Origin of the sequence: Gordonia sp. (in: high G+C Gram-positive bacteria), assembly GCF_049647785.1 — a bacterium.
Classification (GTDB): Bacteria; Actinomycetota; Actinomycetes; order Mycobacteriales; family Mycobacteriaceae; genus Gordonia.
Genome location: NZ_JBARYI010000033.1, coordinates 1 through 20,876 on the forward strand (window position 1 = coordinate 1; position 20,876 = coordinate 20,876).

Here is a 20,876-nt window from a genome sequence, read left to right on the forward strand (position 1 = left end):
CCCCACTGGTTAAGAATTCAGTTGTTGGCGCTAAGTGCCGGTAGTGCGGACGTTCAGATATCCCGGTCGTCTTGCTCAAACCGTCGATTGAAGCGGTCTTCCATGCGCTGACTCAATGAGCCATGCGCGGCACCGCCAGCTTTTGACTTCTTCTTCGGCGTCGATGCATCGGCGGGCCCGGACATCTGAGCGCGTCCACCAATCAGCCCGTATGCGGCTGCACCGAACATCACTAAGAAACCGACGAAACTCAAAATCTTGAGACCCCCGATCTCCACGTCGACCATGAGCCCGCCAATCAGCAGGGCGAGACCGACCAAGAACCCGAGCGCCACGACGATCCGACGACGAGCGTTCGGAACGCGAACCTTGTGACGGGTCACGCTCGAAACGAACTTCGGGTCCTCGGCGTAGAGAGCGCTCTCTATTTCATCGAGCATGCGCTGCTCGTGCTCGGAAAGCGGCACCGCCCCTCCCTTACTGGTTGTGGGCAAGTTCTGACTGCTCGCACCTATGCCCCCATGATACGAGTCATCACGTCGCCTTACCACCATTGCCGCCGGATGGGTTCTACTTTCACGCCACCGTACGACGAGTTGGCGTTCGCTTGGGCGTGAGCTTGCCCTGTTCGTAGGCCAAAAGCGTCGAATCGGCGACGTCAAGGAATTCCATGGCACGACGCTCGACCCGGGCACAGAACGTTGGATCGACGGTCCGCACCAAGCCAGCTTCAACTTGCGAGCGCATCGTCGACAAGCCGCCAAAATACTCAGCCAACTCACCGCATTGCGGGGCACGGGCCTTAATACGACTCCAGGCGTCGGCCGCACCCCGGCGACGACGAACCTTGGATGAGGGCTCGTAGATCTCCAAGACGGCACCTGACGCACGGATGGCGGCGAGATAAAACAACCGGAAGCGCTCGGCGCCGTCGTCTTGCACTGACGCCGCCTGATCGAAAAGCACCTCGGCACGTTCGAGTAGATCGCGACTTCGATGCACGACGACCGGATCGACACTGGACGCGGTAGCGACCGACTGCCGAGCGGCCGGAACCAGAAGCGCCGGGGTTGGGCGAGAGGAATCGTGCGTTGAGTACGCCATGTCGCCGCCTTTCGTAGCAAATTGCCCGTGTTTCCCGGGCCGTTAACCACACCATTGCAGGGACCTCTGACAATTTTTCCTTCGCCAGGTGCACCAACAAGGACAGCGCTACCGAATTCACTGCCCTCTAGTACCAACACCAATGGCCTGGCGATGTCTTCCCCATCCCCAGGCCACCGGGTTTCACGAACCGATACGAACACCAGTTCGATAATCTCCACGATAGCCGGAATGCAAGCGCGGCGGCAAGTACCGATATCCTCCTTACTGCCCGCGCGTCACCGGAAGAGAGGAACCACGATGACGTCATCTGGTGTGTCCTCGATCCGCATCGCTCGGCTTTCCCCAGAGTTGGCGCATCTGTGGCTCGATCCGGCAGTGCACGTCTACGTCACCGCAATGCACTATCCGCGCGGCAGCGAAACCTCCCGCGTTCCTCTCTGGCGGGACCACATCGCGCGCCCAGACTGGGTGGCCTATGGCGCGTTCGCGACGATCTCGGCCCTCGACTCGCTGCGCCCCACCTTCTCCCACTTGCGTGTACGACCGCCCCTGGCAACCGGTGACCGCGAGGTACTCATTGGCGTCACCTACGGTTACCGAGGAGCACCCGATCAGTGGTGGCATCGCCAGTTGTATTCGGGTCTGATGCGCGCGGGCATGGCACCGGCCGAGGCTCGCGAGTATCTCCGCGACTACTTTGAGCTCACCGAACTGCATGTGCACCCGGTGGCGCAGGGCCGAGGGGTAGGCGAACGTCTGCTCACCGCACTCCTGCACGATCGCTCCGAAGCCAAGGTGCTGCTATCCACGCCGGAGGTGCCTGGAGAAGAGAACCGCGCCTGGGGCCTTTACCGCCGCCTTGGGTTCGGTGATGTGCTTCGCTACTTCAACTTTGTCGGCGATGCCCGACCATTTGCTTTCCTCGGGCGCGCACTCCCCCTCGGTGCGCCTGCCGCCGAAGACGACGTTTCGTCTGGCACGATGAGGCAGTGAAACTGATCCGCCGCACGTGCATGCTGATTCTGGGATTGTTGGCGATGATCCCACTGTTGACCGGTTGCCTGACGAAGTCGACGACCGTCGGCGACCAGTTCTCGGGCACCGTCATCATTGCGGCATCACCGGATCAGCATCCGCAAAAGCCAGCGTTCGATATTCCCGCTTCGCTCAGTGGACAGGTGTGGGCCGCGGACTATCCAGCGGCCACCGATTCGACGACACCCCCGGCACCGCCTTCCACCACGACGGCACCCGATGGTCAACCGGTGTCAACCCCAGAAGGCAAGATCGGCTCGGAACTCACTTTTGATCGGCTGACGGCAGGCCAGTTCAGTCAGCTCGGCGACATCATCGCCGCGGCCCTCCCTGATCCCGCGGCAACTGTGACACTGAAGTCCCAGCGCAGTGCCGACATCGTCCGCTTCCGCGGCTCGGCATCGCTGGCTGGCTTGGAGCCGAATTCGGTGTACTTCGCCCTGACAGTCTCGTTCGGCGGCGAAGTCATTGCCACCAACGGCCGCCAGATCGCGGACACCGCAGTCTCGTGGACGCCGCCCGCGGGTCAAAACATCGACATGCAGGCCGACGCGGAATACCCCGATCCAGCCACCGCAGCCGTGTCGAGTTGGGCTTGGTTCATGTGGCTCCTGTGCGCGATCGTCGTCGCGATGGTGGCCTATGCTGCCTACCAAAGTCGCGACCGGACGCCACGCCCCGGTCGCCCCACTCGCCGCAACCTCGCATTCTGGAAGCAGGACACCGCAAAAGTTGGCACGGCGAAGAACGCCGCCGAGTCAAAAACCGTCGGTGCCGACGCTGCGGCGGTTAAAGCCAAAGCCGGATCGAACGAGGAACGCGCGCCGCACTAGTCGGCACCACTCTCTACAGCACCAAGCGAGGCGGCACGACTCTAAACTGCGGTGAGTGCCCCTCGGGTGTCGACACCAATCCGTTCGAGAACTTCGCAACTCGCCTTCGCAAAATTCAGGGTGCAGAAGTGAAGCCCCGGCACTCCCTCGGCGATGAGCCGCTCGGAGGCCTCCGTGCAGAGGTCAATACCGACAGCGCGCACGTATTCGCGGTTCTCTTCGGGACCATCGCCTGCGGCCTTGGCGAGCCGCTCCTCGACTGCTCGGGGGATGGTGCTGCCCGAGAGTTCAGTCATCCGTCGTGCTGACTTCAACGACGTGATCGGCATCATTCCCGGGATCAGCGGCTTTTCGCCCTGTTCCGGGTCCGCGGCGATAACGCGATCGCGCAAGCGCAAGTAATCGTCGACGTCAAAGAACATCTGCGTCACCGAGTACTCGGCACCCGCGCGCAGTTTGCGCACCAGGTTGCCGGTATCGGCGGCCAGGTTCGGTGCGCGGTGATGTCCTTCGGGGAACGATGCAACGCCGACATGGAAATCACCGAGTTCGGCAATCAAACTGACCAGTTCTTCCGCGTATGAGACGCCCTGCGGGTGCTTGACCCATTCGCCGAGCGGATCGCCCGGCGGGTCGCCACGAAGGGCCAGCAGGTTGACGATGCCCTTGTCTGCATAGGCACCGACCAGCGCACGTAACTCGTCGATGCTGTGGTTGACCGCCGTGAGGTGCGCGACGGTCAGCAGCGTAGTTTCGGTTGCGAGTTCGCCCGCGATCCGCACGGTGCGGTCGCGGGTGGTGCCTCCGGCCCCATAAGTCATGGAGGCAAACGCCGGGTTCATTCGTTCAAACACTCGAACCGCACGCCACAGGCGGGTCTCTTCCTCCGCATTGCGCGGCGGAAAGAACTCCACGGAAAAAGGCACGGGCCCGGAATGCGGGGCCGCGAGGCGCTCGACCACCGAGGTTGCCGCGTTGGCGCGGGCGTCGGGGCCGTTGAGGATCGAATCGGTCACCTCCGCAACTATACGGACACCGGAAAGTGGCCGACTACCACCAGATGCGACGGCCGGTACTCAGGCACGACCGGTAACCTTGCCTGTCGTGGTCAACATTGCGCAGGTACCCGCCGCCGTCGACGAGGTGCTGGCGGAGTTTTTCGCTTCCAATCGCTCGACGATCGACGCCATCTATCCCGTCGTCGCCGAGGCCGGCGATATCCTCGCCGACTTTGTGTTGTCTGGCGGTAAGCGTGTGCGACCGCTGTTCGTCTTCGCCGGATGGCAGTGCGGCCCGCCCCCTGGCACGGGAACTGTCGGCAATACCGAAGAAATGGCGCTGCGACTGGGTGCGGCCATCGAGTTGATCCAGGCATGTGCCCTAATCCACGACGACATCCTCGACCGTTCTGATACTCGACGCGGCCAGCCGACCGTCCACCGCCAGTTCGAGGCCACCCACGTGGCGCGCGGATTTGCCGGTGACGCTGCGCATTACGGGGTGTCGGCGGCGATCCTCCTCGGCGATCTCGCCCTCGCTTGGGCCGACGACCTCGTCCACGGCATTGGGCCAAACCCCAACGGTTGGGCACAGCTGGAACCGCTCCCACGACCGGTCGGCGTCCTATGGTCGCAGATGCGCACCGAGGTTCTCGGCGGGCAGTTGCTCGACATCACCAATGAGTCGTCGGGCGATGAATCGGTGACCGCCGCGTACCGCGTGATGGAGTACAAAACAGCGGCGTACACGGTGGCCCGTCCGCTGCAGATCGGAGCCGCCCTCGCCGGTGCCGGCGAGTCCGTTCTTACCGCCCTGCGCCGCATCGGAATCGACCTGGGAGTGGCGTTCCAACTCCGCGACGATGTGCTTGGCGTCTTTGGTGATCCCGACGAAACCGGGAAGCCTTCCGGCGATGATCTCATCGAAGGCAAGCGCACCGCCTTACTGGCGGAGGGCCTGCAGCGAACGTCGGCCGAGGGTGCTGAGCTCTTGCGGTCGCACATCGGGCGTGAACTCTCGGCCGATGAGATCGCCGCCGCCCGCGGCGTGCTGGTCGATTCCGGCGCGCTTGCCGAGGTGGAACGGCAGATCGACGCGCGGCTGAGCGCGGCACTGAGCGGAATCGATGCCCTCGACGTCAGCGATACCGCCCGCACCGATCTGGTTGCGATGGCCCACCGCATTACGCACCGGCAGCGGTGATTGCGATGAGCGCACAGGTAGTGGTGATTGGTGCCGGGCTGGCAGGGTTGACCGCGGCTGCCCGCCTCCGTGGCGCGGGCCATGAGGTGCGGATATTTGAGGCCACCGACACCCCCGGCGGACTAGTCCGAACCGAAACCATCGACGGCCACCAATTCGATACCGGCGCAACGGTTCTCACCATGCCCGAACTCATCGTGGAGGCACTCGAGGCCATCGGAGTGACCCGCGACGACGCACATCGACGACTGGCATTGTCGCCCGTCGAACCGAGCTACGTCATGAATTACGCCGATGGCTCGTCGTTGGAGATCCCCCGCGAAAGTGCCGACATTCCCGATGCCGTCGCCACGGCTTTCGGTCCCGAAGCAGCCGCAGGGACGCGCGACCTCCTGACATGGTTGCGCCGCGTCTACGACGCGGAGTTCGACACATTTATCGACCGCAACTATGGCGGTTTCCGCGACCTCATCGGTGCCCCCACTCGGGCATCGGCGGCACAATTGGTGAAGCTACGAGCCCTGGGTGGGCTCACCGCCGGAGTCGGGCGTTTCGCCACCGATCCCCGACTGCAGCGCGCCTTCACCTTCCAAGCGCTTTATGCCGGAGTGCCACCGCACCGGGCACGCGCCATCTACGCCATCATCGCCGACATGGACATCGGGCGAGGCCTATCGGCACCCGCTGGCGGTATGGGTCGTATTGGACGAGTCCTCGCCGATGCGCTGGTCGACGCTGGCGTGCACATCGACTACGGCACCCGCGTGAAGCGAATCCTGCAGCGTAGCGACGGGACCGCCTCCGGCGTCATGATCGACGGGGAAGCGATAGCCGCCGATGCCATCGTCGCGACCGGCGAACGCGAACCGATCGCCGAGCTCTTGCGCGACGACCGACGTCGCCGACGATTGCGCTACTCACCGAGTGCAGTAGTCGTCCACGGGGTACTGCCCGTCAGCGTCACCGATCAGTGGCGATCCGGGCACCACACCCTTGACTTCGGCCAAGCGTGGACGCAAACGTTCGCCGACCTGACCGGCCGCCCCGGCCGCGTGATGGGCGACGGCTCATTCCTGCTGACTCGGTCGGCGGTCACCGATCCGACCACCTTTACCGCCAATGGTCTTGAGTCGGTGTCGGTGCTGGCACCAACCCCTAATCTCGACTCGGCCCCCCTCGCATGGGACGAACTGGCCCGACCGTACGCCGCCGACGTTCTCAACACCCTGGAGGACCGCGGATACCGCGGAATCGCCGAGCTACGCCCGCTCCGCATCGATCACCCGGGCACCTGGTTGCGGGACGGCTTACCGGCGGGCACCCCCTTCTCGGTCGCTCACACCGTGATGCAAACCGGTCCGCTGCGAACGCCGAACGTGTGGCCGGGTACCCCCAACCTGGTCATTGGCGGTAGCGCGACCGTCCCCGGCGTGGGCATTCCGCCCGTCGTCATTTCCGGCGGACTCGCCGCACAGCGAGTCAACACCTACCTCGCATCGTCGGGGAGGCGAAAATGACTGAAATGGTGACCCCTGGGGCAAAACAGGCGATGGGGGCCGATTCGGCGACTGGAGCGAGGGCCGGGGTGGGGATTTTTCTGAGCCGCTACCCCGACGCGTGCCTCGGTTTCCTAGGGGTGCTGTTCGTTGTGGCTGGCAGTTACGGGCTGTCGGATGTGCCACGGAACAACCCGACACTCGCCAATCTCGGTTTGGAACCGATGACGTATGGGCACGGCAAGACGCTGTCCGGCATGGCGTTCTGGACGGGCGTCGCACTGATGGTGATCGCCTGGGTACAGATCGGTCGCGATCACCAGCGAATGAGCCTGCGCGCCACCATGGTGACCATCGGCGCGTGGACAGCCCCGCTGATGGTGGCCATCCCGACCTTCAGTCGGGACGTGTACGCATACCTCGGCCAAGCGACAGTCCTCATGGAGGGCTTCGACCCGTACACCGACGGTCCCGCGCACCATCCGGGGCCCATCGTCGATTCGATGGCGCAAATCTGGGCACCCACAACCTCGCCCTACAGTCCCGGGTTCATGCTCCTACTTCGCGGCATTGTGGGGATTACCGGCGACAACGTTTTCGCGGGTGTGTTCCTGATCCGCGTTGCCCTCCTACCCGGACTCCTGCTCACCATGTGGGCGGTTCCGCGAATCGCCGAGCATTTTGGCGCCAGCAGGCGCCTGGGACTGTGGCTCGTGCTCCTGAACCCGATGCTGCTGCTGCATCTCGTCGCCGGGCCGCACCTCGAACTACTGATGATGGGGTTCCTGGCCGCCGGCGTCGCCCTCGCCCTCCGTGGACAACATGTCGCCGGACTCCTAACCCTCGGTCTCGCGCTATCGGTCAAGATCACCGCCGGAATCGCTATTCCATTCATCATGTGGATCTGGCTCGACCATTTGCGGAAGCGACGCGAAGCCGACCCACATTATTCTGGCGAACCCATTACCTGGCGGGATCGCATCGGCATCTTTTTCGCCACCGGTGCCATCCCAGTAGCGGTCTTCGGTGCCTTTACCGCGATCCTGGGTCTCGGCATCGGGTGGACCAACGGACTGTCGTATGCCTCACGCATCATCAATCCGTTCACCATTCCCATCTTTATTGGCCACATCATCACGTACGTGGCGGCACCGTGGACCGCGCTCAACCTGCAACCGGTCCTCGAAGTAACACGCGCCATCGGCAGCGCCGCCCTCGCGTTAATCCTGGTGTACCTCTGGTGGCGATCACGTCGTAACGAGCGGGATGCCATGGCAGGTATGGCGTGGGCGATGCTCGCGTTGCTCCTGCTCGAACCGTCAACCCTTCCCTGGTACTACACGTGGGTCGCCTGCTTGGCGGTGGCATTCGTGCTACCGATGTGGGTGCGGCAGGTCGTCGTTGGAATCAGCACGTTCTATCTGATCGTGTTCCAACCCGACGACTCGATTCTGTTCTACAAACCCGTCGAGACCCTGCTGGCGATCGCTCTGGCAACCCTCGCTGCCGTTTCGTTGCGTCGGCCGGATCCCTTGCGACTCAGGAACTTCGGATCACTCCTGCGCCATGGTTGACCACGTCGAAGCTGGCTATCAGCGGGCCGAAGCGATCACCCGGCGTGCGGGTCGCACCTACTACCTGGCTTCGCGGTTGCTGCCAAGCGGTGGTGCGCGTGCAGTGTTTGCGCTGTATGCCTATGCCCGGTTGGCCGACGATATCGTCGACGAGCCAGCACCCGGCATCACCATCGCCGACCAAACCGCACGACTCGATGCCCTCGAAGCTGGGCTCTTTTCGGCATTCGACGCCAACGCCCACATCGACCTCCCCGCAGGCGAAGCCGACGTCGTTGCCGCGCTCGCTGATTCAGTCCGCCGGTTCGCGATTCCGACCGACACCTTTATCGACTTCGGACGGTCGATGCGGATGGACCTGCCCGGGCACCCCCTGTTCCGCAATCGGTATGCCAGCTTTGCTGAGCTCGCCGAGTACACCTACGGGTCCGCGGCGGTGATCGGCATTCAACTGCTACCGATCCTCGGTGTGGATCGCGACAATGTCGAGACCACCGCCGGGGCCGAGCTCCTCGGCGAGGCGTTCCAGCTGACGAATTTCTTGCGCGACGTGGCCGAGGACGCCGCTCGGGATCGGATCTATCTGCCCGCGGATCAGCTGGCCGCGTTCGGGGTCGACGACACCCGACTGATGGCGAATGCTGCTGCGGGCCACGCTGATTCATCTGTGCGACGCGCCGTCAAACACTTCATCGCGGTGAACCGGGACCAATATCGGCGAGCTGCGCCAGCTATCGAAGCGCTGCCCCACCGCACGCGCCCGGCGATCCGCGCCGCCGCCCGGTCGTACAGCGCAATCCTGACGGAGATTGAGCGTCTCGATGGAGATGTCTTTTCCCGTCGGGCGGTCGTGCCGATGCCTCGGAGACTCGCCCACGCCGCGGCGTCGCTGGTGACCGGACTTAAGTAATTCCCTTCCCAGCTGACACCTCCGCCGATCAATTCCCGTTCAGGGTCACGATCAGGCGGACAACGATTAGAAGGCTTCGGCCTGTGCGCGGCGCAGCATTTCGCGCGCGGAGTCGGTGTGCAGGGCATCGGCCGGATACAGGCCGAGATCGTCCTGCTTGGTGTACAGCCACCGGAGTGCTTCATCACGCGTGAAACCGCCGTCGAGGAGGATGGTCACCAATCCCTCCAGATGCTTCGCCAGTCCGTCGGGACCGAAGAATGCCTCGGGGATCACTGGCCGTCCACCGCGCGATGCGGCCAGCAAGTTGTGGTCGCGAATCAGCGTTCGGAGCCGGTTGCTGGAAACGCCGAGGCGCTTTGCGGCATCGTCGAGTTCGAGCGCGACGACGTCGTCGGGAAGAATGTCTATCGAAAGCGGAAGGGAACCCACAATCAAAGAGCGTACAGCGCGGCGACGCCGGAAAACTAACTGACGCTGGGAAACTAGCAGGCAGCAAACCCCCGCGTAGCAGATCAATCCCGGCGCACGACACGCGCGCGGGTGCAGATCAGGGAGTGCACTCGCATTGCTGGCGACCGGGTAGATTCGATGATCGTGAACACTCCCGACGACCCGCTGCTGAACCGCGTGCTGGAGCGGCGCTATCGGATCGATGTTCCGATCGCTCGCGGCGGAATGTCTTCGGTCTATGTGGGCACTGACCTGCGATTGCACCGGCGGGTCGCGATCAAGGTGATGGATTCGCGTTACGCGAACGACCCCCTGTTCCTGCGCCGCTTTCAGTTTGAGGCCCGCGCCGTCGCCGGGTTGAGCCATCCGGGATTGGTCGCCGTGTACGACCAAAGCGTCGACGGGGATACCGCTTTCCTGGTTATGGAACTCGTTCGCGGTGGCAGTATTCGCGAACTGCTTCGCGAACGCGGCCCCATGCCTCCCCACGCGGTTGCGTCAGTGGCGATCGGCATGCTCGGCGGCCTCGGCACCGCGCACCGAGCCGGCCTGGTCCACCGCGACGTCAAGCCCGAGAATGTCCTTGTCTCCGATACCGGCGACATCAAGGTCGCTGATTTCGGGCTCGTTCGGGCAGTCGCCGAAGCCGGGGTCACTTCGGCAAGCGTGATTCTCGGAACCGCCGCCTATCTGTCGCCGGAGCAGGTCACGTCCACGGAGGTGGACGCCCGCAGCGACGTGTACTCCGCTGGCGTCCTGATGTTTGAACTCCTGACCGGACGGCAACCGTTCAGCGGGTCCACCCCGCTTGCGCTCGCCTACCAGCGACTCACGTTCGATGTGCCTGCCCCCGGCGACCTTATTGATGGAATCCCGTCCCAATTCGACGACATCGTCTTACGTGCGACTGAACGGGACCCTGCCGCCCGCTACGTTGACGGCTTCGACATGCAGCACGCCATCCTCGACGCCGCCGACGAATTAGATTTGCCTGCCTTCACCGTGCCCGCGCCCACTCAGGCATCAGCGCGCGTTACTTCCGCAATCGCCCGCCCCGTGCGCCCCCTGCCCGCCGAGGTGCCCGCTCGACCCGCGACCGCCTTCGACGCCAGACCGGCACCCCACGACGACGCGAACTGGGACTCCGCCTGGAACGACTCCCACTCCGGGCCCGATCACCGGGACGGTAGCGACTGGGATCGGGGCGACTGGGATGGCGATGACGACTGGGACGGTAGCGAGGGCGTCGACGTCTTAGACGGCAACGAATTGGACGCCACACCGAACGGTCGCCTACTGACCCTTATCTGGTTGACGATCGTTGCCTGCATCGCTGCCGGCCTGGGTGCCGTCGGTTGGGCCTTCGGCTCCGGCCTCGCCTGACCAGTGGTACTCCGGGAATCTATCCGCGGAGCATCTCGGCGACCAAGAACGCCAATTCCAGCGACTGCTGGGTATTGAGACGGGGATCGCAGGCGGTTTCGTAGCGGCCTTCCAGGTCCAGGTCGGAGATATCCTGCGCGCCACCCAGGCATTCGGTGACGTCTTCACCGGTCAGCTCGACGTGGATGCCGCCGGGGTGGGTGCCGAGGGCGCGGTGCACCTCGAAGAAACCTTGAACTTCGTCGACGACACGATCGAAGTGACGGGTCTTGAAGCCGGTCGACGCGGTGTGGGTGTTGCCGTGCATCGGATCGCACTGCCAGATCACCTTGTGGCCAGTTGCTTCGACTGCCTGCACGATCGCGGGAAGAACGTCGCGAACGCTGCCATTGCCCATGCGCGAAACCAAGGTCAGTCGTCCGGGGATGTTGTGAGGATCGAGGGTTTCAACGTATTCCACAGCCATCTCGGGCGTGGTCGTCGGCCCGATCTTGACACCGATCGGGTTGTTGATGAGCTTGGCGAGTGCAACGTGGGCACCGTCGAGTTGCCGGGTGCGTTCGCCAATCCACAGGTAATGCGCGGACAGGTCGTACAGGACCGGCTCCTCGCCGCCCTTCGGATCCTTAGCTAGGCGCAGCATGGCGCGCTCGTAGTCCATAACGAGGGCCTCGTGCGAGGCGTAAATCGATGCCGACTCCAGGCTTGAGTCGGTAACACCGCACGCATCCATGAACCGCAGGCCGCGGTCGATTTCGGCAGCGAGAGCCTCGTAGCGGGCTCCGGCAGGCGACGTGCGGACGAACTCACGGTTCCAGTTGTGGACGTGCGAAAGTCGTGCTTCCGAACCAGTCAGCGCGCGCACCAGGTTCATGGCGGCGGCAGCGTTCGCGTACGCGCGCACCAGGCGCGACGGATCGTGCGCACGGGCGTGCTCGTCCGCTTCCAACGAGTTGATCATGTCGCCGCGGTACGACAGCAAACCCAGGGCGTCAGTGTCCGACGACCGCGGCTTGGCGTACTGGCCGGCGATGCGCGCCACCTTGACGACGGGCATGCTCGCACCGTACGTCAGCACGACAGCCATCTGGAGCAGCGTGCGGATGTTGCCCTTGATGTGCGGTTCGGTGTTGGCTGCGAAAGTTTCGGCGCAGTCACCGCCCTGCAACATGAACGCCCGACCGTGAGCGACCTCGGCGAGTTGCTCCGCCAATGACTCAACCTCGGACGGCATGCAGATCGGCGGCACGCTCTCCAGGACCTTCCGCATCCGGTCCGCTTCGTCGGCTGGCCAACTCGGCTGCTGCAGGGCAGGTCGAGCCAGCATGTCGTCGAACTGCTCGGCGAGACTTCCGGGAAGCGGCGGAAGCTCAGGAAGCTCGTTCAGGGGCACGTCTACGGTCCAGTTCACCACCGTGCCAGCTTATCCCGATCACGCCACCGCGTGCTCGGGAGGCCCAGACTGTTGCGCCGCTATACGCGCAACGTGGCCTCGATGGTTTGCCATTTGACGAGATTGTGCCTGGCGTCGGCAAGCGCATCGTGGGCGTTCCGTGGCGTCGGTGGCAGTTCCGGGTTGCCCGCAGCATCCCAGTGCTGACGCAGTTCGCGTGTGTAGCGGGGCATTTCGCGAGGTAGTTCGGTCATCGAACCCCACAGCTGGCACACCACGACGTGATCGTAAGCACCGACCCACGCCCACAGTTCGACGCCGTCGCCGGGTTCGGTGAGGAAGTCGTAAAGGCTTTCCCGGATGGCACGACGACTGCGCCAGGCTTTGTCCGCCGGTGACGGAAGCTTGTCGAGGACGTTGGTCCGAACCCAATCACCGGCGCGCGACGGGTCGAACTCGGTGGACACCGCGTAGTATTCGCGACCGTCTTCAGCAACCACCCCAATCGACACCAGCTCGATCGTCGTTCCGTCTTCAATGAATTCGGTGTCGTAGAAGTAGCGCACGTCCTCTAGATTATCCGCGCCTGATGAGGTTCGCCGACCCGGCAAGGGATACTGGCTCTCATGTCGACAACGAACGGCGAGTTGCGGACTCCCGGACCGACCGAGCAGCGGGTGCCCGGCGGCCTCACCAACCAACTACGGAACTGGCGTCCAGGGGTCGGGGCACGGATCGCCATTGCGGCGGCGTTCGCAGCATCGGCGCTTCTGCAGATTGTGGGAGTGCCGTTTACGTCGAGCTTTGGTACGCGCACCCGATTCGACATGGATGTTTACCGTCTCGGTGGGCAGATTTGGCACCAGGGTTTCAGCCTCTACGCCGACGGTTCGATGCCGTTCACCTCCGACGGCATTTGGCTGCCGTTCACCTATCCCCCGTTTGCCGCCCTCTTGTTCACCCCGCTGGGTGCGATGCCCTTATCGGTGGCGAGCATCGGCATCTCACTGATCACGGCAGGCTTGCTCGTTTATGTGACGGTGTTGTCGTTGCAGGTGCTCGAAATCGGCACTCGGGACAATCAATGGTGGCTGGCCGTCGCCCTGTCGGTGGTGACGATCTGGTTTAACCCGTTTTGGATGACTTTGGGGTTCGGTCAAATCAATGTGGTTTTGATGGCGATGATCCTCGTCGATATTTTTGTGGTGCCCAGGATCGGTCGCGGCCGAGCTCAAGGCATCCTGATCGGCCTGGCAGCGGCGATCAAACTGACGCCGCTGGTATTTCTCGGGGTGTTTCTTGTGGCTTGGCGGCTCCGGTCAGTCGCGGTCGGCGTGGCGTCGTTTATCGCCGCGGCGGCCGTCGGGTGGATCTGGATGCCCGACGACTCCCGGACGTACTGGACGGACACCCTGTTCCACACCGCCCGCATCGGGCAGCCTGAGGGCCGAATCAATCAGAACTTGATGGCGGCCTGGCTCCGCGTGTTCGGCGACCAAGGCAGTGCGGCCGAGGTGGCGTGGATCGCCTCAAGCTTGGCCGTGACCGTCTTGGCCCTTCTGGCAGTGCTGCGCGCACGTCCGGTGACGGCATTCGCCGACGGGCCCATGACCGGTCGCGTCAACGCCATGGCGGTGACCTGTGCCGTTGCCGTTTGGGGGCTACTGGTTTCCCCCACAACGTGGGCCCACCACTGGGTGTGGTGCATCCCGTCGCTGCTGATGTGCCTCGTTATCGGCTACCGGTCAGCTGAAACCAAATATCGCGTCACCTATTTCACGCTTGCGGGTCTTGGCGCACTGATTTTTGCGATCGGTGTGTTCCAACTGCTGCCACCGATCGAGCACGGATGGGCCGCATGGGAGCACCTGATTGGCAATTCGTTCACCCTGTGGGGAATCGCGCTGCTGGTGGCATTGTGGCGATTGCCCTGTGAGGAAGGTAGCGACGACGGGCAAACCCGCGTTGCGGAAGAATCTCCGGAACTAGCGCAAAGTTAGGCGGCGTCGCCCGGCTTGCTGTCGGCATCCGTGAGTTCTTTGACGCTGCCGTCCTTATTCTTCAAGCTGGCCGCGTAGACGTCGACGTACTGCTGCCCGGTCATCTGCATCAGCGAGTACATGATTTCATCGGTAACGGCCCGCTCAATGAACCTGTTTCCCGCCATCCCTTCATAGCGCGAGAAGTCCAGCGGCTTACCGATCTTCACCGTGATGCGGGTCGGTCGAGGGAGAACTGTTCCGGGCGGGTTGATCCGATCGGTACCAACCATGGCGATCGGCAGCACGGGCACGCCTGTCTCCAGTGCCATCCGCGCCAACCCGGTCTTGCCCTTGTACAGGTTGCCATCGGGCGAACGGGTGCCTTCCGGATAGAGGCACAGTAGTCCGCCATCCTCCAGGACCCGCTTGCCTGCCAGAAGTGCCCCGGCCGCAGCGCTACCGCCCGACCGGTCGATCGGAATCTGGCCTGCCGCCGTGAAGAACCACCGCTGGAATCCGCCCTTGATTCCCGTTCCCGTGAAGTACTCACTCTTGGCTAGGAAATAGATGCGGCGCGGCGCCATTAGCGGCAGGTAAAAGCTGTCAACGACGGCCAAGTGATTCGACGCGAGGAGGGCGGGACCAGACTTCGGCAGATTCTCTAGACCCTCGATGCGCGGTCGCCCCATCAGGCGTAGCAACGGACCCATCAGGATGTATTTGAACAGCCAGTACCACATGTACGCTCCCCGTCCTCAAATTCGACAAATCCACAAACAGCTCAACCGCCCACCTGCGGCCAACGACTGATTCACCGGTCAACTACCTCACTACCGGGCAAGTGCAACTCTACTGTGCACCCTCGAACTGTGCGGCCAGTCCCTGCCTCGCCACTTGTGCGGCACCAATCACACCCGCGGCTTCGCCCAGCTGAGTACCGCGAATGCGCGCCAACTGTCGATATCCGGCACCGGTGACAGCGGCGGCATAGTGTTCGCGGGCGTCGTCTAAGAATTGGCCCGACGCTGCGCCAACGCCACCGGCGAGCACAATCAGATCCGGGTCGAAAATGTCCGCGACCATTCCGAGTCCGTAACCGAGCCATTTGGCCATGTCCGCATACGCGGCGAGGGCAGCGCGATCACCGTCCGCGGCGGCCGCGGCGACGCGACGACCCGTCAACGAGCCGGGATCGGCTTCGGATTCGGCCGCGAGCACGCTCCGCGGATAGTCGTGGGAGGCCAGCAGTTCAACCACCGTGTCGACGAGAGCGGTGCCGCTGCAATACCGCTCCCAGCAGCCACGTTTGCCGCAACCGCACGGACGACCGTCTGGCACGACGGTCAGGTGACCAAACTCGGGGGCGACACCGAAACTGCCTCGATAGATTTGCCCATCCATGATCATTCCGGCCCCAATGCCGGTACCGATCGAAAGGACCAACGTGTTGTGGCCACCGGCCGCAGCACCGAAGTGCAGTTCGGCGATGGCCGCCGAGTTCGCATCGTGCTCGGCAAAAACTGGTAACCCGATGCGCTCGGACATGATTTCCGGAACCCGCGCCTCACGCCACGCCAAGTGCGGCGCAAAACGCACTACCTGGCGGTCCGGTGTCAGGAATCCGGCAATCGCCAGGCCAACCGCGTCCACCGCCCAGCGGTCACGCAGTTCTCCGACCAGTCGGTGCAGGCAGTACTCCAAAGACTCCGCTGTCGGCGGCGTCGCGGTCCGCAGGGTGTCGAGTTGGCGGCCCTGTGCATCAACGACGCTCGCACGGACGCTGGTGCCCCCGATATCGATGCCGACGGTCAGTGCCCCACCGCTATTGCCCACCCGGCCGCTGGTCATTTAGCGGCCCATGGGAGTGATGTTGACCGAAATCGGCTCGAACTTCGTCGAGGCGGCCCCGGCGGATCCACCATCGCCCCGCAGCATGTCGACGACTGCCTCGAGGATGGCGATCAGACCGGCCAACAGCCGCGCCACCAGGTCGCTAAGTTCGGAAAACAGTCCGCTGACTTCACCGATGAGGCCCGGGATCGGCGTCGCGTCCAACGCCGGAACTCCGGTACCCGAGATGAGCCCGGCCAGTTGATCCATCTGATTGGCGAAACCGAGGAGCAAATTCTGCATCGCATCGCCAGCCTCACCGGCGGCGGTCCCTGCAGTGCTGTGACTCTCGGTCATCGTCTGTCGATTCCTCATCGCTCAAGTTCGGGTGATGCTTGACGGTACCGGGTGCACCGCCGACTCGGAAGTAGTGGGCGTGCGACGCGTGACCGTCCGCACATCTTGCCCTTCGGACAACATCTGGTGCGGCAAGTGTAACGCCCAAAGATCTCATCGCCGATGGCGGCAACCAGCGTGCTCTCTGCTGGTTAGCGGCCAGTTTTGCCAGACTTTTGGGGCCACACGCTCGCATCCGGGACAAACCGCAGGATCAGCGTGCCATCGTGCCAATCCGCTCCGGTCACCACACATCGACGCAACACCGACGGAAGCGTGACCGGATAGCGAAAGCCAGACACCGTGACGAGAAGTTCGTCGCCGGATCGACCCAATTCGAGGCGGTTCGGGTCCGGCAGTCCTTGCTTCCAGGTCATTTCAAAGATGCTGTCGAGACCTTCGCCAGATACGTGCGCAACGGTCAGCGCTCCCGATCCCCGCGGTCGTCCCGCAGGCTTGGGCAGTTCGACGGCAATCCGGTTGATTCGGGACAACCGATCAAGCCCCTTGGCCGCACGTGGGATTGCCGTCACCGTGACTGATTCGTCATTGTGCAGCAGATTAACGACCGCCGCTGTGGCGTCGTCAACGCTGCCCGGCCCACCGACCCCGGCATTGACAAGCACCGATCGCAACGGGATGCCCATCAGATCGATGATTGCCAGATGATCGGCAGCTGCCCGCACGCCCCGGTCGCCCGCGTCGACCACGAGATGCGCTGCCACGCCGTGGGGATCGGTCAGCAGTTCAGTCAAATCGTGGCAGTCGCGGTCGATGCCTTCCAGCGCCGCTGACAACTGTGCGACCGTTGGTTTTTCCGAGGCTTCAGCCAGCCGCGCATTGCGAGGCCAAAGCCGTTCCAACGCCGCAGAGAGAACCATTGGCGAGCGCAAGACGGCGTACGGATCACCAACGCCCGAAAGGTCAACAACAACTCGCTGCCAACGACCGGCCGTTGCCGCATCGCGAATTTGCCGCAACACCAGGAACTCTTGCGCCCCCGGCATGGAAGTCAATTCTCCCGGAGCGATCGAAGCGAGAGTCCCAACCAGGGGAAGGACTTGCTTTACCCCGCCGACTGCAGTCAGTGCGGCGGTGAAATCGCGCCAGGCCGCTTCAAGGATCTCGAGGGAATCGAGTTGAAGGAGGTCCACGTTTGCGGTCACCGGCACCGGTTGTCCGGGAAGCCGCATCACCCCGAGTCGTTCGGGCAGGTACGACCGCGAGTCCAGCGAGACCAGCAGGGTGCCACCTTCGGTACCCAACTGCACGCCAACTGGCGAGTGCGCGGTTCGATCTCCTGGCCGCTCCGAGTCATGCAGGGCCGCAGCAGCGGCTAACACGGAAACGCCCGAACCACCCGGTCCGAGCAACAAGTGGATGGGAGCTAGATCGATCAGCCTTCGACCCTCTTCTTGAGGTCGCCGAGCGCCGATTCGGTGATGGCCTTTTCGGCGCGCCGCTTCAACTGACTAATCATCGGAATCTGCAGGTCAACCATCAGCGAGTAAGTCACCTTGGTCGATCCCGGAACCTGTTGGGTAAGAACGTAACTACCTTTCTGGGCTCGCTGCAGGTCACTTGAGACCAGCGTCCACGAAACGGCCGTGTCGCCGTCGTCCCACACGTAGGCAAGTTCGTAGGTATCGGCGAGCACGCCGGCGTCCAAGACAAATCGAACGAGGACCCCGCGTCCACGGGCGTCGCGCTCACGGACTTCCACCTCGCGAGCAGCCGTCACCCACTGCGGGTAGTTATCAAAGTCGGCAATCACCGCGAGGATCTCAGCAACGTCGGCGTTGATAACAATCGACTGCTCGGTGTGGTCAGCCATTGACTGCTCCGGTCGCTGGCGAACCAGCTTCACGCTCGCCTTCCAGGAGCCACTTCGCCTCGAACGACATGTCTTTGCCCGCGATTCGCCGAAGTCGGTTCATCTCCGCGACCTCGTCCATGCGGGTGCGGGGATCGTCCGGTAGCGGCGCAACCGGCTCTGCGTGCAGGTAGTAGTGCAGGATGAACCCGTCCATGCACTCTTCGCACCAGATCTCCATGGTGCCTTCAATCGGCCCCGTCACTGTCCATCGGACGCCTTGGTTTTCGCGATCCTCTACGACCGTCAGTCGCAGGTCGGGCCACCACTGACGCCACCGCGCGCGGTCGCCGATGACACCGCCGGCCAGGGACGGTGCCGCAGCAACGAAAATCTCGTCGGCAACCTGAATGCTCGTCACCGTCCTAGCTTCACACACCGGTGCCGCCAGGTGAAACTCGACCGGCTGGAAAGCGGTCTGAGACCGGCAAAGGCGACTCGGGCAATCGAGCCGACAGTGCGGGGATAAGATCTCACACAAGTGATTCACGTAATTCTGAAGTTTTCCGCTTCGGGAAGGTGTAGTAGATGGCCGAGTACCGCGCGCCCGCCGCGTTCGAGATCCCCGAACAACGCAACGCATCCGACGTCTTGTTCGACATTGTCGACAAGACGCCCAACAAGACAATCTTCCGCCGCCAGTCCGGCAACGACTGGCTGCCGGTCAAAGCAGCTGACGTGGGCGCACAGGTCACCGCACTCGCCAAGGGGCTTATTGCTTCGGGAGTACAGGCTGGCGATCGCGTGGCGTTGGTTTCGGCCACTCGTTTGGAATGGGTCCTGTTGGACTTTGCGATCTGGTCAGCCGGTGCCATCTCGGTCCCGATCTACGATTCGTCTTCCGCACCGCAGATCGACTGGATCATGCGCGATTCGGGTGCCAAGCACGTCATTGTCGAAACTCCCAAGCATCGCGCGGTCATCGACGAGGTTGAGGTGATCGACGGCTCGGTTCAGGTCCACCAGATTGATGTCCCGGGCGAACAGGGCCTCATTGACCTGCTCATCGAGCGCGGCGTCGACGTCGCCGATGACGAAGTCACCGCACGGCGTCGGACGCTATTGGCGTCGAGCCCGGCAACCCTTATCTACACGTCGGGAACCACCGGCCGCCCCAAGGGCTGCATGCTGACCCACTCCAACTTGCTGGGCGAAATTGCTGGCGTGCTTCAGACCTCGATGAGCACGAAGCTCGGCGACGACAAGCGCCTGCTCCTGTTTTTGCCGATGGCGCACGTATTGGCCCGCGCGATCAACCTGGTGGCGCTGGAGGCTGGCGTCGAAATCGGCTACACCGCCGACATCGCGAACCTGCTCCCGACGTTCGCGGTCTTCAAGCCGTCGCTGATCCTCTCGGTGCCGCGCGTGTTTGAGAAGGTGTACAACTCGGCACGCCAGAACGCGCACGACGGCGGTAAGGGCAAGATCTTCGATCTCGCCGCCGACGTGGCAGTGGAATATTCGACGGCCATGGAGAACGGCAACGTCGGCTTCCTGTTGCGCGCCAAGCACGCGATCTTCGACAAGCTGGTCTACAGCAAGCTGCGCACCGCGCTCGGTGGCGTGTGCGAAATGGCGATCTCCGGCGGCGCACCGCTCGGTGCCCGACTCGGCCACTTCTTCAGTGGCGTCGGCATCCCCGTCTACGAGGGCTACGGCCTCACTGAGACCACTGCGGCCATCGCCGTCAATACGCCTGGCAATGTGAAGGTCGGAACCGTGGGTCGCCCGATTCCCGGCAACGCCGTCCGCATTGGGAGCGACGGCGAGATCCTGCTGTCGGGCGAGGTCGTTTTTACCGGCTACTGGAAGAACGACGAGGCCACGGCGGCAGCCATCACCGACGGCTGGTTCCACACCGGCGACTTGGGCACCCTCGACGAGGATGGATTCATCCGTATTACCGGCCGCAAGAAGGAGATCATCGTCACTGCGGGCGGCAAGAATGTCTCCCCCGCACCGATGGAAGACGTCATCCGGGCGAGCGCGATCGTCTCGCAGGCGGTCGTCGTCGGCGATCAGCAGCCGTTCATCGCCGCGTTGATCACGATCGACCCGGAAGCATTCCCGGCGTGGAAGACGCGCAACGGCAAGTCGGCCGACGCAACGGTCGCCGACCTCGCCACCGATCCGGACCTGATCGCCGAGGTCCAGGCGTCCATCGACAGTGCCAATGAGACGGTCTCGCATGCGGAGGCGATCAAGAAGTTCCGCATTCTGCCTGCCGACTTCACCGAAGACTCAGGCGAGCTAACCCCGACCTTGAAGGTCAAGCGCAATGTGGTCGCTGACAAGTGGGCCGCCGATATCGCCAAGCTCTACCAGAAGTAGATCTCTCCCCAGAAAGCCGTGCTTCGCCCCCTCCCGGGTGCCGAGGCACGGCTTTCCGCATTTCTGTCACGAAACGTT

The 20,876-nt window shown here is 63.3% G+C and carries 21 protein-coding genes; 9 read left to right on the plus strand and 12 right to left on the minus strand.

Annotation, left to right across the window (positions count from 1 at the left end):
• Positions 1-53: 53 nt before the first annotated feature.
• Positions 54-467 (minus strand): DUF3040 domain-containing protein, encoded by a 414-nt coding sequence (locus WBA38_RS05130; protein WP_424322233.1) that lies wholly within the window; start codon positions 465-467, stop codon positions 54-56.
• A 109-nt stretch (positions 468-576) separates the two neighbouring features.
• Positions 577-1,104 (minus strand): SAV_6107 family HEPN domain-containing protein, encoded by a 528-nt coding sequence (locus tag WBA38_RS05135; protein WP_424322234.1) that lies wholly within the window; start codon positions 1,102-1,104, stop codon positions 577-579.
• Positions 1,105-1,404: 300 nt separating this feature from the next.
• On the opposite strand from WBA38_RS05135, the gene WBA38_RS05140 reads away from it, so the two are divergent.
• Together WBA38_RS05140 and WBA38_RS05145 are read left to right on the plus strand one after the other, a co-directional pair.
• Positions 1,405-2,100, plus strand: coding sequence for a GNAT family N-acetyltransferase (locus WBA38_RS05140; RefSeq protein WP_424297238.1), 696 nt, complete (start codon positions 1,405-1,407; stop codon positions 2,098-2,100).
• A complete protein-coding gene (locus WBA38_RS05145) occupies positions 2,097-2,975 on the plus strand; it encodes an LppM family (lipo)protein (RefSeq protein ID WP_424322235.1) in 879 nt (292 codons plus the stop codon). The genes WBA38_RS05140 and WBA38_RS05145 overlap by 4 nt, the downstream gene beginning before the upstream one ends.
• 41 nt (positions 2,976-3,016) lie before the next feature.
• On the opposite strand, the gene WBA38_RS05150 is transcribed toward WBA38_RS05145, so the two are convergent.
• Positions 3,017-3,991 (minus strand): methylenetetrahydrofolate reductase, encoded by a 975-nt coding sequence (locus WBA38_RS05150; RefSeq protein ID WP_424297234.1) that lies wholly within the window; start codon positions 3,989-3,991, stop codon positions 3,017-3,019.
• Positions 3,992-4,079: 88 nt separating this feature from the next.
• Here WBA38_RS05150 and WBA38_RS05155 point away from each other — a divergent pair, with 88 nt between their 5' ends.
• The 4 genes from WBA38_RS05155 to WBA38_RS05170 are packed head-to-tail and all read left to right on the plus strand — an operon-like array spanning position 4,080 to position 9,157.
• Positions 4,080-5,177, plus strand: coding sequence for a polyprenyl synthetase family protein (locus WBA38_RS05155; protein ID WP_424322236.1), 1,098 nt, complete (start codon positions 4,080-4,082; stop codon positions 5,175-5,177).
• 5 nt (positions 5,178-5,182) lie between these two features.
• Positions 5,183-6,694, plus strand: coding sequence for a phytoene desaturase family protein (gene crtI, locus WBA38_RS05160; RefSeq protein WP_424322237.1), 1,512 nt, complete (start codon positions 5,183-5,185; stop codon positions 6,692-6,694).
• Positions 6,691-8,247, plus strand: a complete 1,557-nt coding sequence (gene mptB / locus WBA38_RS05165; RefSeq protein WP_424322238.1) for a polyprenol phosphomannose-dependent alpha 1,6 mannosyltransferase MptB — start codon at positions 6,691-6,693, stop codon at positions 8,245-8,247. The genes crtI and mptB overlap by 4 nt, the downstream gene beginning before the upstream one ends.
• Positions 8,240-9,157, plus strand: a complete 918-nt coding sequence (locus WBA38_RS05170; RefSeq protein WP_424322239.1) for a phytoene/squalene synthase family protein — start codon at positions 8,240-8,242, stop codon at positions 9,155-9,157. The genes mptB and WBA38_RS05170 overlap by 8 nt, the downstream gene beginning before the upstream one ends.
• A 66-nt stretch (positions 9,158-9,223) precedes the next feature.
• Here WBA38_RS05170 and WBA38_RS05175 read toward each other — a convergent pair whose 3' ends face one another.
• Positions 9,224-9,589 carry an Rv2175c family DNA-binding protein gene (locus WBA38_RS05175; protein WP_424297225.1) on the minus strand — a complete coding sequence of 122 codons (366 nt, stop codon included), beginning with the start codon at positions 9,587-9,589 and terminating at the stop codon, positions 9,224-9,226.
• A 165-nt stretch (positions 9,590-9,754) separates the two neighbouring features.
• On the opposite strand from WBA38_RS05175, the gene WBA38_RS05180 reads away from it, so the two are divergent.
• Entirely contained in the window at positions 9,755-10,993 is a 1,239-nt protein-coding gene (locus tag WBA38_RS05180) for a protein kinase domain-containing protein (protein ID WP_424322240.1), read from the plus strand.
• Positions 10,994-11,012: 19 nt separating this feature from the next.
• Here the strand turns inward: WBA38_RS05180 and WBA38_RS05185 are convergent, their stop codons facing one another.
• Together WBA38_RS05185 and WBA38_RS05190 are read right to left on the minus strand one after the other, a co-directional pair.
• Positions 11,013-12,407, minus strand: a complete 1,395-nt coding sequence (locus WBA38_RS05185; protein WP_424297222.1) for a class II 3-deoxy-7-phosphoheptulonate synthase — start codon at positions 12,405-12,407, stop codon at positions 11,013-11,015.
• A 59-nt stretch (positions 12,408-12,466) separates the two neighbouring features.
• The gene (locus WBA38_RS05190; protein WP_424297220.1) at positions 12,467-12,952 is read right to left on the minus strand and encodes a polyadenylate-specific 3'-exoribonuclease AS; all 486 of its coding nucleotides are present in this window, start codon (positions 12,950-12,952) and stop codon (positions 12,467-12,469) included.
• A 60-nt stretch (positions 12,953-13,012) separates the two neighbouring features.
• Between WBA38_RS05190 and WBA38_RS05195 the strand changes: the two genes are divergently transcribed.
• The gene (locus WBA38_RS05195; RefSeq protein ID WP_424297219.1) at positions 13,013-14,386 is read left to right on the plus strand and encodes a glycosyltransferase 87 family protein; all 1,374 of its coding nucleotides are present in this window, start codon (positions 13,013-13,015) and stop codon (positions 14,384-14,386) included.
• On the opposite strand, the gene WBA38_RS05200 is transcribed toward WBA38_RS05195, so the two are convergent.
• The 6 genes from WBA38_RS05200 to WBA38_RS05225 form a co-directional block, all read right to left on the minus strand.
• A complete protein-coding gene (locus WBA38_RS05200) occupies positions 14,383-15,108 on the minus strand; it encodes a lysophospholipid acyltransferase family protein (protein WP_424297217.1) in 726 nt (241 codons plus the stop codon). The genes WBA38_RS05195 and WBA38_RS05200 overlap by 4 nt on opposite strands.
• A 109-nt stretch (positions 15,109-15,217) precedes the next feature.
• Positions 15,218-16,216 (minus strand): ROK family protein, encoded by a 999-nt coding sequence (locus tag WBA38_RS05205; RefSeq protein ID WP_424297215.1) that lies wholly within the window; start codon positions 16,214-16,216, stop codon positions 15,218-15,220.
• A complete protein-coding gene (locus WBA38_RS05210; RefSeq protein WP_424297214.1) occupies positions 16,217-16,555 on the minus strand; it encodes a hypothetical protein in 339 nt (112 codons plus the stop codon).
• Positions 16,556-16,746: 191 nt separating this feature from the next.
• Positions 16,747-17,970: an ArsA-related P-loop ATPase gene (locus WBA38_RS05215; protein WP_424297212.1), complete on the minus strand. Its 1,224-nt coding sequence runs from the start codon at positions 17,968-17,970 to the stop codon at positions 16,747-16,749.
• Between the two features lie 20 nt (positions 17,971-17,990).
• Positions 17,991-18,428 (minus strand): SRPBCC family protein, encoded by a 438-nt coding sequence (locus WBA38_RS05220; protein WP_424297242.1) that lies wholly within the window; start codon positions 18,426-18,428, stop codon positions 17,991-17,993.
• On the minus strand, positions 18,421-18,828 hold the full coding sequence (locus tag WBA38_RS05225) for a hypothetical protein (RefSeq protein ID WP_424297210.1): 408 nt from the start codon (positions 18,826-18,828) through the stop codon (positions 18,421-18,423). Before WBA38_RS05225 ends, WBA38_RS05220 begins: the two co-directional genes overlap by 8 nt.
• Positions 18,829-18,995: 167 nt before the next feature.
• Here WBA38_RS05225 and WBA38_RS05230 point away from each other — a divergent pair, with 167 nt between their 5' ends.
• A complete protein-coding gene (locus tag WBA38_RS05230; RefSeq protein ID WP_424297208.1) occupies positions 18,996-20,798 on the plus strand; it encodes an AMP-dependent synthetase/ligase in 1,803 nt (600 codons plus the stop codon).
• Positions 20,799-20,876: the final 78 nt, after the last annotated feature.